The sequence below is a fragment of the Labrenzia sp. PHM005 genome, assembly GCF_006517275.1.
Classification (GTDB): Bacteria; Pseudomonadota; Alphaproteobacteria; order Rhizobiales; family Stappiaceae; genus Roseibium.
The window spans coordinates 3703135-3722205 of record NZ_CP041191.1; the positions used below are offsets into that span (position 1 = coordinate 3703135).

Sequence of the window (19071 nt, forward strand, 5' to 3'; positions counted from 1 at the left end):
CGATGTTTCCGCTGGCAATGTGTGATGCTGCTGAAGTCATAGCCCCATTTGCCCCCGGTTTCTCAAGAGGATCCACAGGAAGAACGGTGCACCAACGAAGGCGGTGATGATGCCGATCGGCAGCTCTGCTGGCGCAACGATGGTTCGTGCGAGCGTATCAGCTGCAATCAAAAGACAGGCACCCAAAAGCGCGGAAGCAGGTAGCAGGTAGCGGTGGTCTGGCCCAATGGTCAGGCGCAGAAGGTGCGGCACGACAATACCGACAAAGCCGATACCGCCACTGACCGCAACAGACGCGCCGGTGGCGGCTGCAACCAGCAGAATGCTGATATTTTTAAGCCGCTGGACACGAATGCCGATATGCGCTGCTGCTGCTTCGCCAAGGGTCAAACCGTTCAGTCCACGTGCCAGAAAGGGCGTTGCAAACAACATGAGAAGGATGATCGGCGCGACCGATGCCATCTTTTCCCAGTTCGCGCCTGCCAGCGAGCCTAGTCCCCAGAACTGCAAATCCCGCATCTGCTGGTCATTGGAGATGTAGACAAGAACGCCGGTAACTGCACCGGCTAGAGCGCCGAGAGCAATGCCGGCCAAGAGCAGGGTGGCAACGGAGGTAAACCCTCCGCGTGTCCCGATCCGGTAAAGCAAAAGGGTGGTGATCAAGCCGCCCGTGAAGGCCGCAAAGGGGACCGCATAAATCCCCAGGACGGTCATGACCGGGGCCAGGGTGGTGCTGCCTAAAACGATGAAGAATGCAGCGCCGAGCCCGGCTCCGGCCGATACGCCGACGATGCCGGGATCGGCAAGCGGGTTCCGGAAGAGCCCCTGCATCACCGCACCTGAGACAGCCAGCGCCGCTCCGATCAAGGCGCCAAGTAGGATGCGAGGAAGCCGAATTTCCATGACAACGATCCAATCGCGCAAGGAAATACCCTCCGGCAGCGGGCTACCCGGATCAAAAATCTGACCTGGAATGTGCGGCAGGATCGATAGAACCGGGATTGGAATTGGCCCAATCGCAACACTGGCGAGCATTGTTGCCGCTAGTGCCATCCCCAAAAGCCCGATCACCCAGAGCGCCAGACCGGCCCGGTCACCGTTTTTCAGGTCGGTCAGGCCAAGGACATGGGCAAACCCGCGACCCGGCCGCGTTGAAAGAACGTCACTCATAGCCATGTCAGCTTTGCATCCCGCTCAGCTCCTGTGCCAGATCCCGGATGGCATCGGCCGTGCGCGGACCAAAACCCAAGAGGTAATCCGGCGGCATTTTGATAAGACGGCGCGCTTTGCCGGCCGCCGTTTGGGCAAGGGCAGGGTGGCTGAAAAGTTCATCTGCGGAAGCGCCAAAACGGCCGTGGCGGTCCATCATCAGCACAACATCGGGCATTGCGCTCAAGATGGCTTCATCACTGAGTTGTTTGTATCCGGGAAAATCTTGAACCGCGTTCGTGGCTCCAGCCAATTCCAAGATGCCGTGGGCGGCCGTGTCCCGGCCCGCAGCCATAATGCGTCCGCCCCGCGTCGATAGCACAAACAGAACCCGTAAATCCGTGTCCCTGTCCTCAGCTTCTTTCTGCGCGGCTGCAAGATCAGCTTCCAGCGCCTGAGCCAGCGTTTCCGCTTTTTCCGGAACCCCAAGCGCCTTTCCGATGACCCGGACTTTTTCCGTAATGCCTTCGGCTGTAAAGTGATTGGGAATATGCGCGATACCAACGCCGGATTTTTTAAGAACATCAACGGCTTCCAGTGGACCGCTGCCATCCAGCATTAACAGAAGGTCCGGATCTACCGAGAGGACACCTTCCGGTGACAGCGCGCGGATATAGCCGATGTCGGGCAGGTCGTGGACTTCACGTGGATGCACGCTGGTTGAGTCTCTTGCAATCAGCCGGTCTTGTTCTTCTAACGCATAAACGACTTCGGTCACGGATCCGCCGACGGCAACGATCCGCTTGGCGATCTCTTGGGCCGAAATCGGATTTATTGTCAGGATCAGCGCAAGGAGTGCGAGTAGCAATCCAGCTGTCACGTCCAGATAAGGGAAACGTAGAACGGACTTCATTCTGCTGCTCCGAGGCTGATGGCACGATCAAGTTTGGGGAGGTTTTCGGCCAGAGTGCGCCAGTCATCACGTTCGGCGTTGCCTTCTCCGCGTGCGCCAAAGAATTGGATGATCTGTTTGCCGTCGCTGTCGTAGGCTTCAATCGACGTTACATGCCCGGTATCGGCTTTCTTTCGAACCGCCCAAACGTCATGGATGTGATCGGTTCTCAAGTGAAGATGGAACGTTGGGTCCATGATGTTGATCCAAGGTCCCTTTGCCATCACGGTTTTGATTTTTCCGGTGTGAATCTGGATGCAGCCTTTGTTGCCTACAAAACACATGATCGGGATTTCCTCGGCTGCCGCGAGGCGCAGAAGCGCTGGAACCGAGCCGTTGTCGAGCCGCCAGGCCCAATCGTCCCCGATAAGTTCAAACGCGCTTACTCGGTCAAGGTCCAAATCTCTTAGGAGTCCATGGAATTGATGGATATCGGTCAAGGATTTCCAGCGATCGCGGAGCTGTAACTCCACACCATCAGCCGGAGTTTTACGGGTGAAAACTGGTGCAGGCGTGATATTCGGCAATACGCCGGGTTCCTGATCGTCTAACGCCAATTCGTCGATCAGGCGGTCCCAGGCCTTCATATCCGTTTCCGGGCGGGCATAGATCTTCTGAACTGCATCGCCATGGGCATCGAAAAACTGCAATGACCGGCGCACATCCTTGCCATCTTGTTTTTCAACGGCAAATCCATTGACCCAGTTGGAGGGGAACATTCGTGTGTCGATCTGTTCACCGAGAATCAAGGCTGCCCGTTCGCCGTTGATGAATTTTTCGAACGGGCCGATTTTCTCGTGAACAGCACTTTCGTTGCGGGTGAGCGCCATCACTTTTCCGACTTGCTGAAGACCGGAAAAAAGGTTGTCGAACCGTGGCTCAATCCGCCGGGTTCCATAGCCAACAAAAGCTGCGGCAAGCTCCGCTTCCGAGATGTCCAGAGATTGCGCAAAGTCACGTTCCCGCATCTTCGGATTTTTTGCGCGTGCTTTTCGGATTTGCGCTGCGTCCAGCCCGCAAACGGTTTGAACTTGGTCAGTGGTCATTAATAGATTCTCCTTCTCACTTACCAACACGGACGCCGTTACTGAAACGGGGCGGTTTCCTGCAAGACTGTAAGTCCCTGCGTTAACTTGGTAATTTGGAACATTTCTAAAGAGTGTGTCTCTTGGTTCCACTACTAATCCAATACTTGACTCTCATATTCATGTTTTATATTTGACGCAATACCTGAGTTGAAGACTCAAGATAAAAGTGCTGCGAGGCAGGCAGCAAAACGGACGCTGAACGCGCACTCTTGGAGAATTAAATGGGGCACAAGAATTCCCGTCATGCTCAGCTTTTTGGCGGCGTAGCTCTCTGGACTTTTGCAATATCGGGGACAGCTCATGCGCAAGACGAGGTTGCGACCCCGCTGCAGCGGATCGTCCTTGGCAGCGGAGTGGAAAAGGTTGCGATCGACACGCCGCAGGCCGTTACAGTTCTCGACCAGGACGCGATCGACAATGAGCAAGCCCAAACAATAGGGGAGCTGTTTCGCGACATTCCCGGTGTGACGGTGACTGGCAGCGACCGGGCCATCGGCCAATCCTTTAATATCCGCGGTATCGGCGCCCTGAGTTCATCAGATGAATCAAAAATCATCGTCACAGTCGATGGAGCAACCAAATTCTATGAGCAATACAGGGTCGGTTCGTTCTTCTCCGATCCGGAGCTTTACAAACAGGTCGAGGTTCTGCGTGGGCCTGCGTCTTCGACGCTCTATGGATCAGGTGCTATCGGTGGTGTGATCAATTTCACCACGAAAGATCCGAGCGACTTTTTGAAACCGGACGACACCTTCGCAGTTCGCCTGAAGGGAATGTTCGATTCCAACAAATATGGTTTCATGACATCTGCGGTTGCAACTGCCCGTTTGTCGGAGCAGACGGAAGTTCTCTTGAACGGAAACTTCCGCAAATCCAAGGATTACGAAGATGGCCAGGGGATTGAAATTCCGGGCTCTGCGTTCAAATCCTTCTCCGGACTGGCCAAGGTCGTTCATCGCTTTGGAGACAACAACGAGCAGGCCGTTCGCTTGTCCTATCAACGCTGGCAGAGTGATGCAGATGGGACGGAGTATTCCCAAACCAACACCTCGGGCTTCGGCACAATCGACCGGGAAGTGACAGACCAGACCGTAGTTCTGAACTATGAGAATCCGGCCAGTGACAATCCGTACTTGGATTTGGCGGTGAACCTGTCGTTTTCCGATACCGCGGTTGATCAGGAAAATGCGTCCTTGGGCGCTTTCTCTTCCTCCCAGCTGTTTGAAGATGCCGAATATGGCTACCGAACCTGGCAAGGGAAGGTGGAAAACACCTTTGAGCAGTCCGGCTCGAGTTTTGAGAACTTCCTGACGGTCGGCACTCAAGTCTCCTATCAAGAGAGGATTGCAGAAACGACCAGCGGGGGAGTTGGTTTTCACCCGGAAGGAACCGACACAAAGTTTGGTTTTTATGTTCAAGACGAATTCATCTGGCAGGATCGTCTGACCCTTATTCCAGGGGTTAGGGTGGATATGATCGAGTTGTCGCCGGACAGTTCAATCGCTGGAGCCTCCGATCAGTCAGAGGTCGCGTTTTCTCCCAAATTGGCAGCACTCTACAAATTCAATGACACATTCTCGATTTTTGGGTCTGTCGCACATACAGAGCGTGCAGCGACGCTGGACGAGATGTTCTCAACGTCCGGGCCGGCGAGAGGGTATCCGGGAGGCCGGACGGCTAGCCTTAACTTGGACAAGGAGAAATCCAACGCCGTGGAAGCCGGGTTCTCTGTTTCCGCCTGGGATTTACTCCAAGATGGTGACGGGCTTCAGCTGAAAACAACCGCCTTCTACAACGACCTGAAGGATCTGATCTCGACCAATCCGGACCAGGGGCAGATCACGCCGGTTCGCTATTACGTCAACATCGACGAAGCCGAGATCTACGGTGTTGAACTGGAAGCGGCCTATAACTCCGAATATGTCTACAGCACCGTTGCGCTGAGCCTTGTGCGCGGTGAGGACAAGGCAACCGGCGAGACCTTGACCTCAATTCCGGCTGATACGCTGGCGGTCACGCTGGGCGGGCGGGTTCCCGATTACGACATCGATTTCGGCTGGCGCGGTCTGTTTGCGGCAAGCATCGATTCAGGGGCAACGACCGGACCGTTCGCCGGGTATGCCGTGCACGATGTGTTTGCCAGCTGGACGCCGGACGAAGGCCGTTTCGCCGGTATGGAGCTGCGGGCAGCAGTCGAGAACATCTTTGACAAGTCCTATCAGAACAATCTGGCCGGCGATAAGGGGCGCGGCCGGACATTCAAACTCACCCTAAACAAACAAATCAGCTGGTGAGTTGAATGAGGCGCCGTCCGGCACTGGAAAATGGCTTTTCGTTTTCCCATACCGGGCGGCCTTAATTCCAAGGTTTGGAGTGTGTGATGATCACAAAAATCTTAGAGCAAGTTGTGTCGTTTCTTCAGCTGGGCGGACCCGTTGTCACGGTTATCGCCGGTTTGTCCGTGATCGCATTGGCTTTGATCCTGGTGAAGGTCTTTGAATTTCTGTTCTGCGGCATCGGCAATACCCGGCGGGAGAAAGCAGGAGTCCAGGCCTGGCTCTCTAATCAGCAAAGAGATGCCATTACGCATATTCAGCGGTCCAAGAGCGCCGCCGGTAAAGCTGTCCTGACCACCTGCCAACTCTTGGAAAAACGGGCCCAAAAGCCCGAAATTGAAGAGCGGGTCTCGGTCCAGGCAGCCAGCGACCTTCATCATTTTTCCAAAGGCATCCGGGCGCTGGAAGCAATAGCCCAAGTCGCACCGTTGATCGGTTTGTTCGGGACGGTATTGGGGATGATCGAAGCCTTTCAGGCGCTGCAGTCTGCGGGCAGCAATGTCGACCCATCGGCGCTGGCAGGTGGCATCTGGGTCGCCCTTATGACGACTGCAGCTGGGCTCGCGGTTGCCATGCCGGTCTCATTGATCGTGACCTGGCTGGAAGGGCGCCTCGAAGCGGAACGCATTGCCATTCAAACCCTGACATCGCGTCTGCTGCTGCCAGAAAGCGGCATTCTGGACTATCAGCCGGATGGGCCGGTAACCGAACCGGCCTTTGCCTATGCACATTGAACCGCTGCCCAAGAAACACAAGCCGATCTCTCTGACACCACTGGTCGATGTGATTTTCCTGCTGTTGCTGTTTTTTATGCTGTCTTCAACGTTCAGCCGGTTTGGTCAGGTGGAAATCGGCGCACCGGCGGCAGGGGGCGGCAGTGGGGCCATGCCCAAAGCAATCCTTTCCATTAAGCCGGGCCTGATGCGCTTGAACGGGGAACCTGTGTCGGAAGACCAGCTCCAGGAGCAGGCCCGAGATCTTTTGGATCGAGATATCGACAGCCTGCTGGTGTTTATGAAAAGCGGCAGCACGACGCAGCAGCTTGTCATAGTGATGGGCGTTTTGAAGTCGGTTGACGGTCTGAATGTGTCTGTGGCCGGATCCCAATGATCAATCTTCCGCAAAAGGTAGAAAAACGGCCGTTGGAAACGACGATATCGCTCATCAATATCGTGTTTTTGATGCTGATCTTCTTTTTGGTGGCGGGTCAGCTGGCACCGCCACAGGACCCAGATGTTGTGCTTTCAAAATCTGAAGATGCGCCGCCCTTGCCACCTCCCGATGCGCTCTATGTGCGGAAAGACGGCAGTTTGGTTTACCGGGACGAGACAACAACGGCCGCAGACTATTTTCTTGTGCACCGCGAGACCGCTGAGGGTGAGCGTGAGCCGGTTCAGCTTGGTGCAGATGCAGATCTCCCGGCGAAGAAGCTGCTGGAACATGTGGCCGCGCTTTATTCGGCTGGAGCGTCAAACGTTGTGATCGTTACCCGGATGAGCGCTGAATGAGCGGGCTGCGCAAGGCGTTTTTAGCAGCGTTGTGCCTGTCCTTGGCAATCCACGTCGGCGCTGTCGCACTCACCATCAAATCTAAACCGGACCTTGAGATTGCCGGGGCAGGGGAGGTTCAGAGTATTGTTCTGGGCAGTTCCCCTTTCAGCACGATTTCCGCAGGCGCTGTACCCCAAGCTGAAACCGTCCCGCCAGCAGAAAATCCTGTTGCCGAACAGCCGGTCGTGCGACCTCAAACGGATGCCGCCGAAATTGCGCCAACGCAGCTGGTCTCGCCGGTTCAGCCACCATTGGCGGTGCCGACCGTCGCTGTTGCTGAAGTGCAGCAGATGGAGGCAATACCACTCGCTCAGACAGGCGGAGAACTACTGGTTACGCCAAAGCAAGAGAACAAGGCCGTTGTAAAATCCCCGCCTTTGGCACCAGCTCATTCTGAGGTTATGCCAGCACCAGAGGCTGTGGCCGCGCGCCAGGTGGAGGTCCTGGAGCGTAAGCAAGCCGAACCGGCCAAAGAAGTCTTAGCCGACGCCGCTCGTCAGCCACAAAAATTTCCGGAACACGGGCTTCAAACCAGGGTCAATGAACAAGTAGACCCCTTGAAAGAGGTTCAGACCTCTGTCCCGGCACCAAAACTGAAACCTGCTCCGCCCAAACGCGAGATTGTCAAAAAACTTCAGAAGACCAAGAATAAGAAAACTGCAACTCGGTTGAAGAAAAATCAGAAAGACGTTCCAAAGGCACAAACGGCCAGACGGGCCGGAGCTGGAGGAAAATCAAACCGGACTGCGCAAAAGGGGGGCTCCGAACGCAAGGGCAAAGGCAAGACCGCCGGCAATTCAGATGTGACCAGCTATCCGGCTAGGGTGCATCGCAAAGTCTTGAGGTCGGTTCGCTCACCTCGGAGCATTGGCCGGCTTAAGACCGATGCTCATGTCCGTTTCACTGTTCAGGCAAGTGGTGCTGTGGCGGGTGTTCGCCTCGTGAGATCTTCAGGGAATGAGGCCTTTGATCAGGTGGCGCTGAAGTCGGTCCGCCGGGCTGCGCCTTTTCCAGCGATACCAGCCAGCGCCAAACGCAAGTCCTGGACCTTTACATTGCCGATCGGAGCAAGGTGACAAACGTTGGCTGCCAATGCCATCATGTTTCGACAAGCCCATCTGCAACGCGTTTGTCAAAGTGGATTAGCTGACTGCAAGCTGCGCAGTTTCATATCCGGCCTCCCGGAGTGTCTTTTCCATGACTTCTGAGTTCTTCGGTCCATCAACCGTGACGGTCCGGTTTTCCAGGTCGCAGATGACAATTGCTGCAGGTTCGAATGTGGTGATGGCTTTCTCGATGGCCGCAACGCAATGGCCGCAGCTCATATCCGGAACGCTGAATTTCATGATGACTCTCCTGTCGATTGTGTCCTGGTTATCAAGGTTCTTGTCATGGGATGGTCAACAGGTGGAACTACGTATGGAGAAATTTGCGCTTTCGTGTTGACCTTCCAGTGACTGGAATCCTTATGTGAAGGAACAACAATCAACATCCCATTGGACTCATCCATGTCCCCAAAACAAAAATTGTCGTTTTCCATTGAAGGAATGTCCTGCGCGTCCTGTGTTGGACGCGTGGAGCGCGGTCTCTCCGGGCTCGAGGGCGTGACAGATGTCACTGTGAACCTTGCTACAGAAAGCGCGCAGCTGACCGTGGACGGTGCCGAACACGCGGCCACTGCAATCAATACGCTTGAGCAACTGGGGTATCCGGCGCGGATAGAAACACTCACGCTCAGTATTGGGTCGATGTCTTGCGCTTCATGTGTCGGTAGAGTGGATCGTGCTCTCAAAGCCGTGCCCGGCGTCGTGGAGGTGAATGTTAATCTCGCCGCTGAAACCGCCAGCATTTCTTATGCGGCGGGAACCGTGACACCCCAGGTGCTCATGAATACATCTGCTGCAGCAGGGTATCCGGCAACGCTTGTTGAAGCCGGGGCAACCTTGGACCGCAGCGAACGCAAGGAAGAAGAAGCGCTGGCCCTTTTCAAAAACATGATTGTCGCGGCTGTTTTTGCGCTTCCGGTGTTCGTCATTGAAATGGGCAGCCATGTCATTCCCGGAATGCACCATTGGGTCAATATGACGGTCGGACAGCAAAACAGCTGGATCCTGCAATTCATCTTGACCACCATTGTCCTGGTTGGCCCGGGACGAAGCTTTTACATCAAAGGGTTTCCAGCGCTGCTGAAGGGTGCGCCGGATATGAACAGTCTGGTCGCAGTGGGGACAGGTGCTGCTTACGCCTCTTCCGTTGTTGCAACCTTTCTACCGGGATTGATTCCGGATGATGTTAGAGCGGTGTATTTTGAAGCTGCGGCCGTGATTGTGGTCTTGATCCTTCTGGGGCGGTTCCTGGAAGCAAGGGCCAAGGGACGGACCGGTGCTGCAATCCAAAAACTTCTCGGCCTTCAAGCAAAGACGGCGCGGGTCTTGCGCGGTGGTGAGCAGACCGATGTCGCGATCGATGCCCTTGCAATCGGCGATACGATCGTTGTGCGCCCCGGTGAGCGGATTGCGGTTGATGGCGAGGTGATCGAAGGGATTTCACATGTCGATGAGAGCATGATCACCGGAGAACCTGTGCCAGTGGAAAAAGCCGCTGGTGCATCAGTTACAGGCGGCACGGTCAACGGTTCGGGCAGTTTGCAGTTTAAGGCGACCCGGGTTGGGGCGGACACGACGCTTTCGCAGATCATCCGTATGGTCGAGGAAGCACAAGGGGCGAAACTCCCAATCCAGGGACTGGTCGACAAGATCACCCTCTGGTTTGTGCCTGCTGTCATGGTGACAGCTGTGTTGACAAGCCTTGTGTGGCTGATTTTCGGCCCAGATCCGGCGCTCACCTTTGCACTTGTCGCCGGTGTGTCGGTTCTGATCATTGCTTGTCCGTGTGCCATGGGATTGGCAACACCGACCTCGATCATGGTTGGCACCGGCCGTGCCGCCGAAATGGGGGTGTTGTTCCGGAAAGGCGATGCGCTTCAGCAATTGGCAGATGTCGATATCGTCGCGCTCGACAAAACCGGAACTGTCACAGAAGGGCGCCCGGAACTGACCGATCTCGTCCTGGCTGACGGATTTGACAGGCAAACCGTTCTGGAGAGGATTGCCGCTGTCGAAAGCCGGTCCGAACACCCCGTCGCAGAGGCGATTGTGCGGGCAGCTGCCATAAATGGTGGGAAACAGCTGGCGGCAGAAGACTTTGTGTCGATCACCGGCCATGGCGTCAGTGCCTTCGTTTCCGGCCAGAAGGTTTTGGTCGGCGCCGACCGCCTGATGATCCGGGAAGGCGTTGAGATTGAGAGCTTGCGCGGTCAAGAAGAAGATCTTGCCCGGCGTGGCCGGACGGCCCTGTTTGCGGCCATCAACGGTCAGGTTGCGGCAGTGATCGGCGTTTCCGACCCGGTCAAAACCTCAAGCCGGGAGGCCATTGCAGCCCTTCATGCGCAGGGGCTCAAGGTGGCGATGATTACCGGAGATAAGTTGGAAACCGCCGAGGCGATTGCTGCAGAGACTGGCATCGACACCGTCATCGCCGGGGTGCTGCCGGACGGCAAGGTCGCTGCTTTGAACGGACTGCGCAAAGCTGACATGAAAATCGCGTTTGTCGGCGATGGGATCAATGATGCGCCGGCCTTGGCGCATGCGGATATCGGCATCGCGATCGGAACTGGAACCGATGTCGCGATTGAATCTGCAGATGTTGTCCTGATGTCGGGTGATCTGCGCGGTGTTGTGAATGCCCTTGAGGTGTCCAAACGCACGATGCGTAACATTAAGGAAAACCTCTTCTGGGCGTTCGCCTACAACACTGCTTTGATTCCGGTGGCAGCAGGCGTTTTGTATCCGGCGCTGGGTGTGCTGTTGTCGCCGGTTCTGGCGGCGGGTGCGATGGCCTTGTCGTCTGTGTTTGTCCTCACCAATGCCTTGCGATTGCGCGGCATAAAGCCCTTGATGGACGAAAGGGCAGCACCAAAACCACAGCTGACAGCGCCGGTCCCGGCGGCAGCGGAGTAGGGAGGCAAAAATGAATATAGGTGATGTTGCCCGCAAGTCCGGGCTGCCTGCAAAGACCATCCGGTATTACGAAGATATCGGCCTTGTGACCCTGCCGCGCAGCGAGAACGGCTATCGGACGTTTCGCGATATCGAACTGCACAAATTGACATTCCTGGGCCGGGCCCGGGAACTCGGATTTACCATCGAGGACTGCCGGACCCTTTTGGCCCTTTATGAAGACGATGGCCGGGAAAGCGCACAGGTGAAGCGGGTGGCTGAAGACCATTTGCAGAAGATCGATGAAAAGATCGCGCAGCTGCAGTCCATGCGTGGAACTCTGGCTCACCTCGTCCACGAATGTGCCGGGGACCACCGCCCGGATTGTCCGATCCTGGAAGATCTTGCAGGAGAGCAGGGGTAAGTCAGCGGCAGTTTCGCTGCTTGCCCCTTTACCCGGAAGGCTGGCTAATCAGTGTTTTTGAGCTTGCCGGCGGCATAGCTGAAGATCCGGTCGGCGAAGGTCAGCACCACGAACACGGCCAAAAGACCTGCAAAAAACCGCAGGTCTTTCAAAAGCGCAAAAAATCCGGATCCCCTCGGCAATTGCCGGACACCGATGTTGGTGTAGATCCAGGCGTAATATGCCAGCGCGGCCAAAGCACCGGTCAGCACAAGCGACAGGAGGAGGGCTTGCCACTGCGGACGTTTGTTGTCTGCGCTCATTTCAAGATCCTCGCCGTTGCCAGATCCGCCTTGAAGACCATCAGATCGTCCAGACGCTCCACGTCGCCTTCCACCTCGATATAAAGCGCCAGCAAATCCTTGATCTCATCGCCGAGCAGATTGCCGTTCTTGTCCGCCATCAAAAAGAAGGTTCGGCCGTCAACCGGGCCGGTGGAGACAAACACCGGCGGGATGCCGCCCGTGAGGCAGAGGTCCGCACAGGCTTTATGTGCCAGCCCGCGGCCCGGGCGCATGGCCCCGGCGTAACACTTGCCGTCACAGATCTCGCCAGAGAGTTTCCAACGGCCGAGCGGAACTGGATCCGATGGTTGAAAGCCCGTAGGTCCGTCTTCCGTGGCTTCGACCTTGCCGACCTGGATCATGGTGAGATCGCCGCGGTTGACCGGCACGCCCCGCAGATTGACGGGTGTTTCCTTGTTGGCCTTTGCTGGCCCAAACACACCGCGTTTGCCCTGGCCCGACAGCATGTAGGTTCGGGCAGGGGTGGTGCCATCAGCTGGTACCCGGAATACCGGATACGGCCGGAGTTCTAGAAGTCCGGCCTGTTCAAACCGGTTGCCCCACTGAAAACCGCCGCTGCCGGGGTCGTTTTGCGTTGAAGACAGTGCCAGGGCCGCCAGGCCCATGCCACCGGCGAAACACACAGCAAATATGCTCAGAAAAACCAGGAGTGGTTTCGGAACCGCATTCAGATAGCCAACATAAAACGGTGCGTCCTTGGTTTGCCGCCAACTCATGCCGCACCTCCAATTTCCACCGGATCCACATGGGTCCCAGGTGGCAGAGCATTGGGATCGAGCAAGACTGTCGACCCAATCAGTTTCAGCCGGTAGGTCGAGATTTTCTCGGTGAATGGAGCCGGTGCCCGGCCGTCAGCCAGATTGTACTGGTAGCCGTGCCAGGGGCAGGTGATACAGCCCCACAGCACCTTGCCTTCTCCCAAAGGGCCATTCTGATGCGCGCAGGCGTTGGTGATGGCAGAAAGTTTGCCATCGTATTTGAAGATTGCGACACGCTCATCCTCATTCAGTGTTACGACCTTTGCGCAGTCTTCATCAATGTCGTCCAAGTCGCCGGCGACAACCCAGCCGTTTTCTTGAAGCGAGGCTTTAGCCGTTTCCTCACCGCGTTCGCGCGCAGCTTCCATCCGTCCGGTCATAAAATGCAGCCCGCAGACAAGAACAACGCTGGCCGCCACGACACCGGTGAAGATCGGGTCGGCGGGGCCTTGCAATGCTCCAAACGCTACATGCAGCACGACAAAGGCGTAGGCGGCATAAATCGACATATGTAGCGCCTTCCAGATCGGCGCTCCGAGAAAACTCAGCCAAAAATCGTGACTGGTAGCCGCCAGAACAAACAGGATTAGAAGAGCCGCGATGCCAAGGCTTTCAAAGGGAAACCCAAGGACTTGGCCGTAACTTGTGTTGGACGACAGCAGGGCTGCATATTTGTCTGTTGGCGAAAAATTGAAATACCAGCCGAGAACGTAGTTGGCATGGACCGCGGCAATGCCGGCCGTCAAAACGCCGAAGTGGCGGCGGTTATAGAGCAAAGGCAAAAAGCGCCGGTCGAGCCGGGCGAGGGGGCCAATACACAAGATGATCGTCAGCATCAGGAAGGCACAGCTGCCAAAGGCCCGCATCCTGAGAATTGCGCCGTCGATGGGTTTGCTGACATCTTCAAAGGCGGGGGCGACCCGGATGAACACGAAGAGATAGAGCCCAACGGCAATCAACAGAACAGCGTCGTAAAAAATCTTGTTCCGGTTCCACAAGACCGGCATGTATTGAACGCTCATTGGGAAGCCTCCCCAGAGGTTTCGCCGTTGGATGGTTTTTCGAGAAGGACGGCTGGCCGGTCCGCAGGCGGGGATTGGCGAAGCGCCAGGATGGTGAAGAAAGCCAGTGGCAGCGCGATGCCAAGCACTGTCCAGATGCGGGCGTGCGCGGTCCGGTGAGCCCGTTTCATTCTTCAGCCTCCTTTTCCCGTTCCAAATGGAACCAGCGATAGAGTACCAAGGGCCAGATCAGGCAAATGCCGGGGATCAGCAATGGCCGGAAAGCGTAAGACTCCTGTGCAGAAGGCTCGACCCGCTCAATTCCGATGACAAGAAAAAGCACTGCAACGGCCCCGCCGGCATAAAGGTAATAACGGCCGATATCGATCAAAAACTCAGCGGTCTGCACTCTTCTTCCCCTTTACCGGTTACGGGAGGCATTCGTAGTTCCGGCCTCAGCCAGATAGAAATGGCGCTGCGTTACACGAGATCCGCATCGGTGATGATTTCCACCAGCGACGGCCCTTCCTGAGCGATGGCTTCAGCAAGGGCGGTGTTCAATTCCGCAGGATCTGTGACCCTGTGTCCATGCCCGCCGCACAGCCGGGCGAACGCGGCAAACGACGGGTTGGTGAGATTGGTTTCCCAGACCGGCCATTCTCCTGACTTTTGCTCCTTGGTGATTTTCCCGAGCTGGCTGTTGTTCAAAAGAATATGCGTGATGTTCATGCTGTATTTGACGGCGGTGGTGAACTCCATTGCATATTGGCCAAAGCCGCCGTCGCCAGAGATGGAGATGACCTTGCGGCCCTTGAACTCGTCGAAATCCTGGGTCGCGCACCAGGCGCCCAAAGCGGCCGGCAGGCTGAAACCGATGGAGCCAAGATATCCAGACATCAGGATCCGCTGGCCACGCGGCTCAAAATAACGTCCGAAAGAATAGGTGTTGTTGCCGACATCGACCGGAATGATCGCATCTTCCGGGCAAAGTTCGGTGAGCGCTTTAAATACGGCTGCGGAGTGAATACCCCCGCCATGATCTTCTGTCAGGCGCCGGTCTTTTTCTTCGCGCCAAATCGCCCAGCGTTCTGTGATTTCGCTGATCTGATTGGGGGCATCCGAAGGTTTGTTCACCTTGTCCTGCACGGCATCACAGAAGGTGCCGATTTCGCCCCAGACCGGCAAGGTCACCGGATGGAACTTGCCGAGCTGCATACGCTCAAAATCCACCTGGATGATCGGCTTGTAGGGGGCAATGCCGGTGTGGTTCGCAAAGGAAGACCCAAGCGACACAATTAGATCAGCTTCGTTCATGAACCAGCTGGCAATTGGTGTGCCGGACCGGCCCAGAACACCGCAAGACAAAGGATGGGTGTCAGGAATGAGCCCCTTGCCTTTGAAGGTGGTAAGGACCGGAGCTCCGAGTTTTTCTGCCAGGGCTATGACTTTATCGCGCACATCCTTGGCGCCATATCCAAGGACGATCACGGGGCGTTTGGCTCCGTTGATCAGCGTGATGGCGTCAGTTAGGTCGTCATTCGACGGTGTCACCTCAATGCGGCTCAACCGGCCTTCGGGTTGTCCTGCATCCTTGGTGCTTGGCAGGGTTTGCACATCGTCGGGAAAAATCAGATTGGCGACGTCCCGATCGACAATTGCGGTTTTTAAGGCCAGCGACATCAGCTCAGAATGTTTTGAGGAGCTGAGCACGGGCTGGGAGAATTTGGAGACCGCTTCAAACGCGGATTTCAGATCGATGTCTTGAAAAGCGCCCGGGCCGAACACCTGGGTCTGAACCTGTCCCGTTAATGCCAGAACGGGCGCACGATCGACTTTGGCGTCCCAAAGCCCGGTCAAGAGATTGGTCGCCCCAGGTCCGGCGATCGTCAGGCAGGCCGCGGGTTTGCCGGTCAATTTGCCGTAGGCGGAGGCGGCAAACGCTGCAGCGCCCTCATGGCGGATGCCGATAAACTCGAGAGTGCCCTTGTTGGCCTGCAGACGGATGGCATCGGCGAGGCCGAGATTGGAATGCCCGACCATGCCGAACACCCGTTTGACGCCCCAATTGACCATGGTTTCGGCCATCACATCGGTGACTGTGCGCTCATGCTCCGGTTCAGCTTCAAGTCCGACCAGAATGTCCCCATCCTCGATCTTGAGCGGATAGACTTTCTGGCCACTGTCTTCATGGCCGCCGGGTGGTTTGCCTGTGAGCGGATCAAAATCCCAGCCGTGCCACGGGCAGCGGATCCAGCACTTGCCGTCTGTTCCTTTTTCGATGGAGCCTTCACCGAGCGGCCCGCGCTGGTGCGGGCAGTGGTTGTCCATTGCCGCCCATTGGCCATCGAAGTGGGACAGGCAAATAGAGGTTGTTCTGGCTGTGACCGTTTTTACCCGGCCTTCCGGCAGATCATCCACGTGGCCGACTTTGATCCAGTCGAGATTTTGAGCGTCCATGAATTCCTCCATCAGAACCAATCAGCTGGATCGGGCTACACCACCGTACGCGACGCCGGACAGATCTGCCATCTCCCGTTTCCAAGTCGTCAAATCATCCGGATTGAATTGATTAAGGTGCGTGTATCCGCAGGCACGTGCCATCACTTGCATCAGTTCAACAGAAGCTTCGAAAAAGTTGGTGAGCTGGCGGGCCGATTTTTCAATGACCAGCCGGTTCACCAAATTGGGTTTCTGGGTCGCAATCCCGACCGGACAGTTATTCGTGTGGCAGGCGCGCATCGCGATACAGCCAATCGCCTGCATCGCCGCATTGGAGACCGCGATTGCATCTGCCCCAAGCGCCATGGCTTTGATAAAATCGGCAGGTTTCCGCAAGCCGCCGGTAATCACCAGCGATACGTCGGCACGACCCAGTTTGTCCAGATGGCGCCGGGCTCTCGCCAAAGCTGGAATCGTTGGCACAGAGATGTTGTCGCGAAAGATGATTGGGGCGGCTCCCGTTCCCCCGCCGCGGCCATCCAGGATGATGTAGTCAACCCCGACCTCCATCGCGGCATCGATATCTTTTTCGATATGCTGGGCCGAGAGTTTGTAGCCAATCGGAATGCCGCCGGTTCGGCTACGGACTTCGTCCGCAAATTCTTTCACCTGGGCGCAATTGGTCCAATCAGGAAACCGCGGCGGAGAGATGGCGTCATCGCCTTCGTTCAGTCCACGGACTTCGGCAATCTTTCCTTTGACCTTAGCACCGGGCAAATGTCCGCCAGTGCCGGTTTTGGCACCTTGTCCGCCTTTGAAATGAAAGGCTTGTGCCTTGCCAAGTTTATCCCAGCTGAAACCAAACCGGGATGAGGCCAATTCATAGAAATAGCGGGAGTTTGCTTCCTGCTCCTCGGGCAACATGCCGCCTTCGCCTGAACAAATGCCGGTTCCCGCGAGTTCTGCGCCCCGGGCCAGAGCGATTTTCGCAGGTTCGGAAAGGGCGCCGAAACTCATGTCGGAGACAAACAGCGGGATCTTCAGATGAAGCGGTTTTTGTGCGTTTGGTCCAATGACAACATCGGTTCCGACCGGATCCTCGTCCAAGAGGGGGAAGCGTTGCAGCTGTGCGGTCAGGAGTTGAATATCATCCCAATCCGGCAGCTGGACCCGCGGCACACCCATGGCGTCAACCACACCGTGGTGGCCGGTTTTTGAAAGACCATCCCGCGCGTAGGACTGGATCAGTCCAGTGTAGGGTTCTTCTTCCGTGCCATGGCTGGTGTCTGCATAGAGCCCCAGATATTTGTCGCGCTGAAACGGCTGCGGATTGTCATTGGCCCAAGCGGCAATTTCGTCGGCATCGACCAAGATCTGATCGCCTTCGACCCAGCTCTTGAATTTCGGCAAGGCCTCGGAATTGTTGTATTCAGACACACCGCTGTCGATCCGGTAATCCCAGTAGTGAACCCCGCAGATCAGGTTGTCACCATCTACGTAGCCATCGGACATCAATGCGCCGCGGTGCAGGCAACGGCCATAAAACACCGACACCTCTTCATCAAACCGGACCACAACGAGATCAACATCTTCGACCAGTGCATATTGCGGATCCCGATCCGGCAACGCGCTTAATTTGGCGACAACTTCAGTTCTCATTGCAATCCCCCAGCTAGTGGCGTGTCCGCCTTGGCGTTAAAGGTTTTGTGCTTTCAATCTTCCGTAATATTGGGCCGCATAGGCGGCATGGCAGCCATTTCCGCAGCTCCGTCGTTTCCCGCCATTCGGGCGCCGTATAACTTGGCAAGAGGCACTGCACTGATCCCATGCAGAACAGCGCTGATCCAAACAGCGTTGATCGCAAGGTTCAAAAGGGTTTCGCCAATTTCATGATCGATCTGATCGACAATCAGCAGTGCAAACAGGGCGGTCGCCAATCCGCGCGGACCGAACCAGCCAAAAAACAGCTTTGTTGTCGGCGCGGCATCTGTCCCTAAAAGCGAGAGCCAGACCGCCAGAGGACGGACCACAAACAGGCTTGTCAGAATAATCGTGAGGCTGAGGGCATCTAGGTGAGCAACGGCGTTGGGTAACAGGGCCAGGCCGATCAGGAAAAATGCGCCCCAGCTCAGCATCTGTCCTTCACTTTCGGTGAATTCGTAGATGAACGCACATTGGCCCTTGATGACATTGCCAAAACATAATCCAGCAATGAAGGCCGCGATAAACCCGTTGCCATCAATCATTCCGGCCGAGAGATAGGCGCAGCCAGCCATTGCCAGCGCACCAATGCCTTCGATTTCGGCGGTGGTCATTTTTTGTTTTTTGGCTGCAAGGAACAAAACACCACCGATGCCACCGATAATAGCACCGACCAAGGGGCCGAAAATCAGCTGTTTTGCGCCAAAGAGCACCCAATTGGTGGCATCTTGCTGCATCATTTCTGCAGTCAAGCTGGCAAACAGCAGGATGACCGGCAGCGCGAGCCCGTCATTCAGCCCGCTTTCCAGCGTCAGGGCGCGGCGGACACGTTCAGGAACAGCTTTGTTTGTTACAACAGCTTGCCCGAGAGCTGCATCGGTTGGCGCAAGCAAAGCTGCGACAAGCGCTGCAACGATCAGCGGATATGCCGGCAACAGGAGTGCGGCAAAAGCGGTTCCAATCAAAACCGACAAAGGCAAACCCATGACCAGCATACGAAAAGGCCATTGATGCCGTTCACGCAGGCTCTTGAGATTGATTTGGGCAGCATCCAGAAACAGAAGAACAATCAGCGCGAGTTCAGCAACGATGTGAAGTAGGTGTTCGGCTTCCGCAACAGGCATTTGACCTGCTTCCGCCATCAGAAACCCAAATGCTAAAAACAGCATGGGGGCGGTTAGGATTCCGTTCGACAGCTTCTTGGCCAAAAGCGTGTAGGCCATCGTGAACATTCCCAACATCAACAGCCCGTGTGTCACGTCAATTCACCTCCCGTCGTCCGAGCCATTATTGGTCCGGTTTTATTCAACGTCTCAAATCATTTCGGCTTG

Annotated in this window: 19 protein-coding genes; 7 read left to right on the forward strand and 12 right to left on the reverse strand. The window is 56.1% G+C overall.

Annotated features, from left to right (window positions below):
• Window positions 1–36 precede the first annotated feature (36 nt).
• Genes FJ695_RS16730 through FJ695_RS16740 form a run of 3 tightly spaced genes read right to left on the reverse strand, consistent with a single transcriptional unit; the run spans window position 37 to window position 3147 of the window.
• Window positions 37–1170, reverse strand: coding sequence for a FecCD family ABC transporter permease (locus FJ695_RS16730; protein ID WP_371708788.1), 1134 nt, complete (start codon window positions 1168–1170; stop codon window positions 37–39).
• Window positions 1171–1177: 7 nt separating this feature from the next.
• On the reverse strand, window positions 1178–2062 hold the full coding sequence (locus tag FJ695_RS16735) for a hemin ABC transporter substrate-binding protein (RefSeq protein WP_141186509.1): 885 nt from the start codon (window positions 2060–2062) through the stop codon (window positions 1178–1180).
• Window positions 2059–3147 (reverse strand): hemin-degrading factor, encoded by a 1089-nt coding sequence (locus FJ695_RS16740; protein WP_141186510.1) that lies wholly within the window; start codon window positions 3145–3147, stop codon window positions 2059–2061. The genes FJ695_RS16735 and FJ695_RS16740 overlap by 4 nt, the downstream gene beginning before the upstream one ends.
• A gap of 263 nt (window positions 3148–3410) precedes the next feature.
• Between FJ695_RS16740 and FJ695_RS16745 the strand changes: the two genes are divergently transcribed.
• The 5 genes from FJ695_RS16745 to FJ695_RS16765 all read left to right on the forward strand — a co-directional run bounded on the left by FJ695_RS16745 (window position 3411) and on the right by FJ695_RS16765 (window position 8151).
• Window positions 3411–5483 carry a TonB-dependent receptor domain-containing protein gene (locus tag FJ695_RS16745; protein WP_141186511.1) on the forward strand — a complete coding sequence of 691 codons (2073 nt, stop codon included), beginning with the start codon at window positions 3411–3413 and terminating at the stop codon, window positions 5481–5483.
• An 86-nt stretch (window positions 5484–5569) separates the two neighbouring features.
• Window positions 5570–6259 carry a MotA/TolQ/ExbB proton channel family protein gene (locus FJ695_RS16750; RefSeq protein ID WP_141186512.1) on the forward strand — a complete coding sequence of 230 codons (690 nt, stop codon included), beginning with the start codon at window positions 5570–5572 and terminating at the stop codon, window positions 6257–6259.
• The gene (locus FJ695_RS16755; RefSeq protein WP_141186513.1) at window positions 6249–6635 is read left to right on the forward strand and encodes a biopolymer transporter ExbD; all 387 of its coding nucleotides are present in this window, start codon (window positions 6249–6251) and stop codon (window positions 6633–6635) included. The genes FJ695_RS16750 and FJ695_RS16755 overlap by 11 nt, the downstream gene beginning before the upstream one ends.
• Entirely contained in the window at window positions 6632–7033 is a 402-nt protein-coding gene (locus FJ695_RS16760; RefSeq protein WP_141186514.1) for a biopolymer transporter ExbD, read from the forward strand. Before FJ695_RS16755 ends, FJ695_RS16760 begins: the two co-directional genes overlap by 4 nt.
• Window positions 7030–8151, forward strand: a complete 1122-nt coding sequence (locus FJ695_RS16765) for an energy transducer TonB (protein ID WP_141186515.1) — start codon at window positions 7030–7032, stop codon at window positions 8149–8151. Before FJ695_RS16760 ends, FJ695_RS16765 begins: the two co-directional genes overlap by 4 nt.
• A 66-nt stretch (window positions 8152–8217) precedes the next feature.
• Here the strand turns inward: FJ695_RS16765 and FJ695_RS16770 are convergent, their stop codons facing one another.
• The gene (locus FJ695_RS16770; protein WP_141186516.1) at window positions 8218–8421 is read right to left on the reverse strand and encodes a heavy-metal-associated domain-containing protein; all 204 of its coding nucleotides are present in this window, start codon (window positions 8419–8421) and stop codon (window positions 8218–8220) included.
• 162 nt (window positions 8422–8583) lie between these two features.
• Here FJ695_RS16770 and FJ695_RS16775 point away from each other — a divergent pair, with 162 nt between their 5' ends.
• A complete protein-coding gene (locus tag FJ695_RS16775; RefSeq protein WP_141186517.1) occupies window positions 8584–11094 on the forward strand; it encodes a heavy metal translocating P-type ATPase in 2511 nt (836 codons plus the stop codon).
• 10 nt (window positions 11095–11104) lie between these two features.
• Window positions 11105–11497, forward strand: a complete 393-nt coding sequence (gene cueR, locus FJ695_RS16780; protein ID WP_141186518.1) for a Cu(I)-responsive transcriptional regulator — start codon at window positions 11105–11107, stop codon at window positions 11495–11497.
• 44 nt (window positions 11498–11541) lie between these two features.
• Here cueR and FJ695_RS16785 read toward each other — a convergent pair whose 3' ends face one another.
• The 8 genes from FJ695_RS16785 to FJ695_RS16815 form a co-directional block, all read right to left on the reverse strand.
• The gene (locus FJ695_RS16785; protein WP_141186519.1) at window positions 11542–11799 is read right to left on the reverse strand and encodes a hypothetical protein; all 258 of its coding nucleotides are present in this window, start codon (window positions 11797–11799) and stop codon (window positions 11542–11544) included.
• Window positions 11796–12557 (reverse strand): hypothetical protein, encoded by a 762-nt coding sequence (locus tag FJ695_RS16790; protein WP_141186520.1) that lies wholly within the window; start codon window positions 12555–12557, stop codon window positions 11796–11798. The genes FJ695_RS16785 and FJ695_RS16790 overlap by 4 nt, the downstream gene beginning before the upstream one ends.
• A complete protein-coding gene (locus FJ695_RS16795) occupies window positions 12554–13621 on the reverse strand; it encodes a Rieske 2Fe-2S domain-containing protein (protein WP_141186521.1) in 1068 nt (355 codons plus the stop codon). The genes FJ695_RS16790 and FJ695_RS16795 overlap by 4 nt, the downstream gene beginning before the upstream one ends.
• Entirely contained in the window at window positions 13618–13791 is a 174-nt protein-coding gene (locus tag FJ695_RS28040; RefSeq protein ID WP_168206397.1) for a hypothetical protein, read from the reverse strand. The genes FJ695_RS16795 and FJ695_RS28040 overlap by 4 nt, the downstream gene beginning before the upstream one ends.
• The gene (locus FJ695_RS16800; protein ID WP_141186522.1) at window positions 13788–14009 is read right to left on the reverse strand and encodes a hypothetical protein; all 222 of its coding nucleotides are present in this window, start codon (window positions 14007–14009) and stop codon (window positions 13788–13790) included. The genes FJ695_RS28040 and FJ695_RS16800 overlap by 4 nt, the downstream gene beginning before the upstream one ends.
• A gap of 71 nt (window positions 14010–14080) precedes the next feature.
• A complete protein-coding gene (locus tag FJ695_RS16805; RefSeq protein ID WP_141186523.1) occupies window positions 14081–16057 on the reverse strand; it encodes a thiamine pyrophosphate-binding protein in 1977 nt (658 codons plus the stop codon).
• 21 nt (window positions 16058–16078) lie between these two features.
• Window positions 16079–17698 (reverse strand): glutamate synthase-related protein, encoded by a 1620-nt coding sequence (locus tag FJ695_RS16810; RefSeq protein WP_141186524.1) that lies wholly within the window; start codon window positions 17696–17698, stop codon window positions 16079–16081.
• A gap of 53 nt (window positions 17699–17751) precedes the next feature.
• Window positions 17752–18999 (reverse strand): sodium:proton antiporter, encoded by a 1248-nt coding sequence (locus FJ695_RS16815; protein ID WP_141186525.1) that lies wholly within the window; start codon window positions 18997–18999, stop codon window positions 17752–17754.
• Window positions 19000–19071 lie beyond the last annotated feature (72 nt).

Bases quoted from the DNA above. Each gene is read 5' to 3' on its own strand.
- FJ695_RS16730 (WP_371708788.1), bottom strand. From the start codon at position 1,170: ATGAGTGACGTTCTTTCAACGCGGCCGGGTCGCGGGTTTGCCCATGTC.
- FJ695_RS16735 (WP_141186509.1), bottom strand. From the start codon at position 2,062: ATGAAGTCCGTTCTACGTTTCCCTTATCTGGACGTGACAGCTGGATTG.
- FJ695_RS16740 (WP_141186510.1), bottom strand. From the start codon at position 3,147: ATGACCACTGACCAAGTTCAAACCGTTTGCGGGCTGGACGCAGCGCAA.
- FJ695_RS16745 (WP_141186511.1), top strand. From the start codon at position 3,411: ATGGGGCACAAGAATTCCCGTCATGCTCAGCTTTTTGGCGGCGTAGCT.
- FJ695_RS16750 (WP_141186512.1), top strand. From the start codon at position 5,570: ATGATCACAAAAATCTTAGAGCAAGTTGTGTCGTTTCTTCAGCTGGGC.
- FJ695_RS16755 (WP_141186513.1), top strand. From the start codon at position 6,249: ATGCACATTGAACCGCTGCCCAAGAAACACAAGCCGATCTCTCTGACA.
- FJ695_RS16760 (WP_141186514.1), top strand. From the start codon at position 6,632: ATGATCAATCTTCCGCAAAAGGTAGAAAAACGGCCGTTGGAAACGACG.
- FJ695_RS16765 (WP_141186515.1), top strand. From the start codon at position 7,030: ATGAGCGGGCTGCGCAAGGCGTTTTTAGCAGCGTTGTGCCTGTCCTTG.
- FJ695_RS16770 (WP_141186516.1), bottom strand. From the start codon at position 8,421: ATGAAATTCAGCGTTCCGGATATGAGCTGCGGCCATTGCGTTGCGGCC.
- FJ695_RS16775 (WP_141186517.1), top strand. From the start codon at position 8,584: ATGTCCCCAAAACAAAAATTGTCGTTTTCCATTGAAGGAATGTCCTGC.
- cueR (WP_141186518.1), top strand. From the start codon at position 11,105: ATGAATATAGGTGATGTTGCCCGCAAGTCCGGGCTGCCTGCAAAGACC.
- FJ695_RS16785 (WP_141186519.1), bottom strand. From the start codon at position 11,799: ATGAGCGCAGACAACAAACGTCCGCAGTGGCAAGCCCTCCTCCTGTCG.
- FJ695_RS16790 (WP_141186520.1), bottom strand. From the start codon at position 12,557: ATGAGTTGGCGGCAAACCAAGGACGCACCGTTTTATGTTGGCTATCTG.
- FJ695_RS16795 (WP_141186521.1), bottom strand. From the start codon at position 13,621: ATGAGCGTTCAATACATGCCGGTCTTGTGGAACCGGAACAAGATTTTT.
- FJ695_RS28040 (WP_168206397.1), bottom strand. From the start codon at position 13,791: ATGAAACGGGCTCACCGGACCGCGCACGCCCGCATCTGGACAGTGCTT.
- FJ695_RS16805 (WP_141186523.1), bottom strand. From the start codon at position 16,057: ATGGACGCTCAAAATCTCGACTGGATCAAAGTCGGCCACGTGGATGAT.
- FJ695_RS16810 (WP_141186524.1), bottom strand. From the start codon at position 17,698: ATGAGAACTGAAGTTGTCGCCAAATTAAGCGCGTTGCCGGATCGGGAT.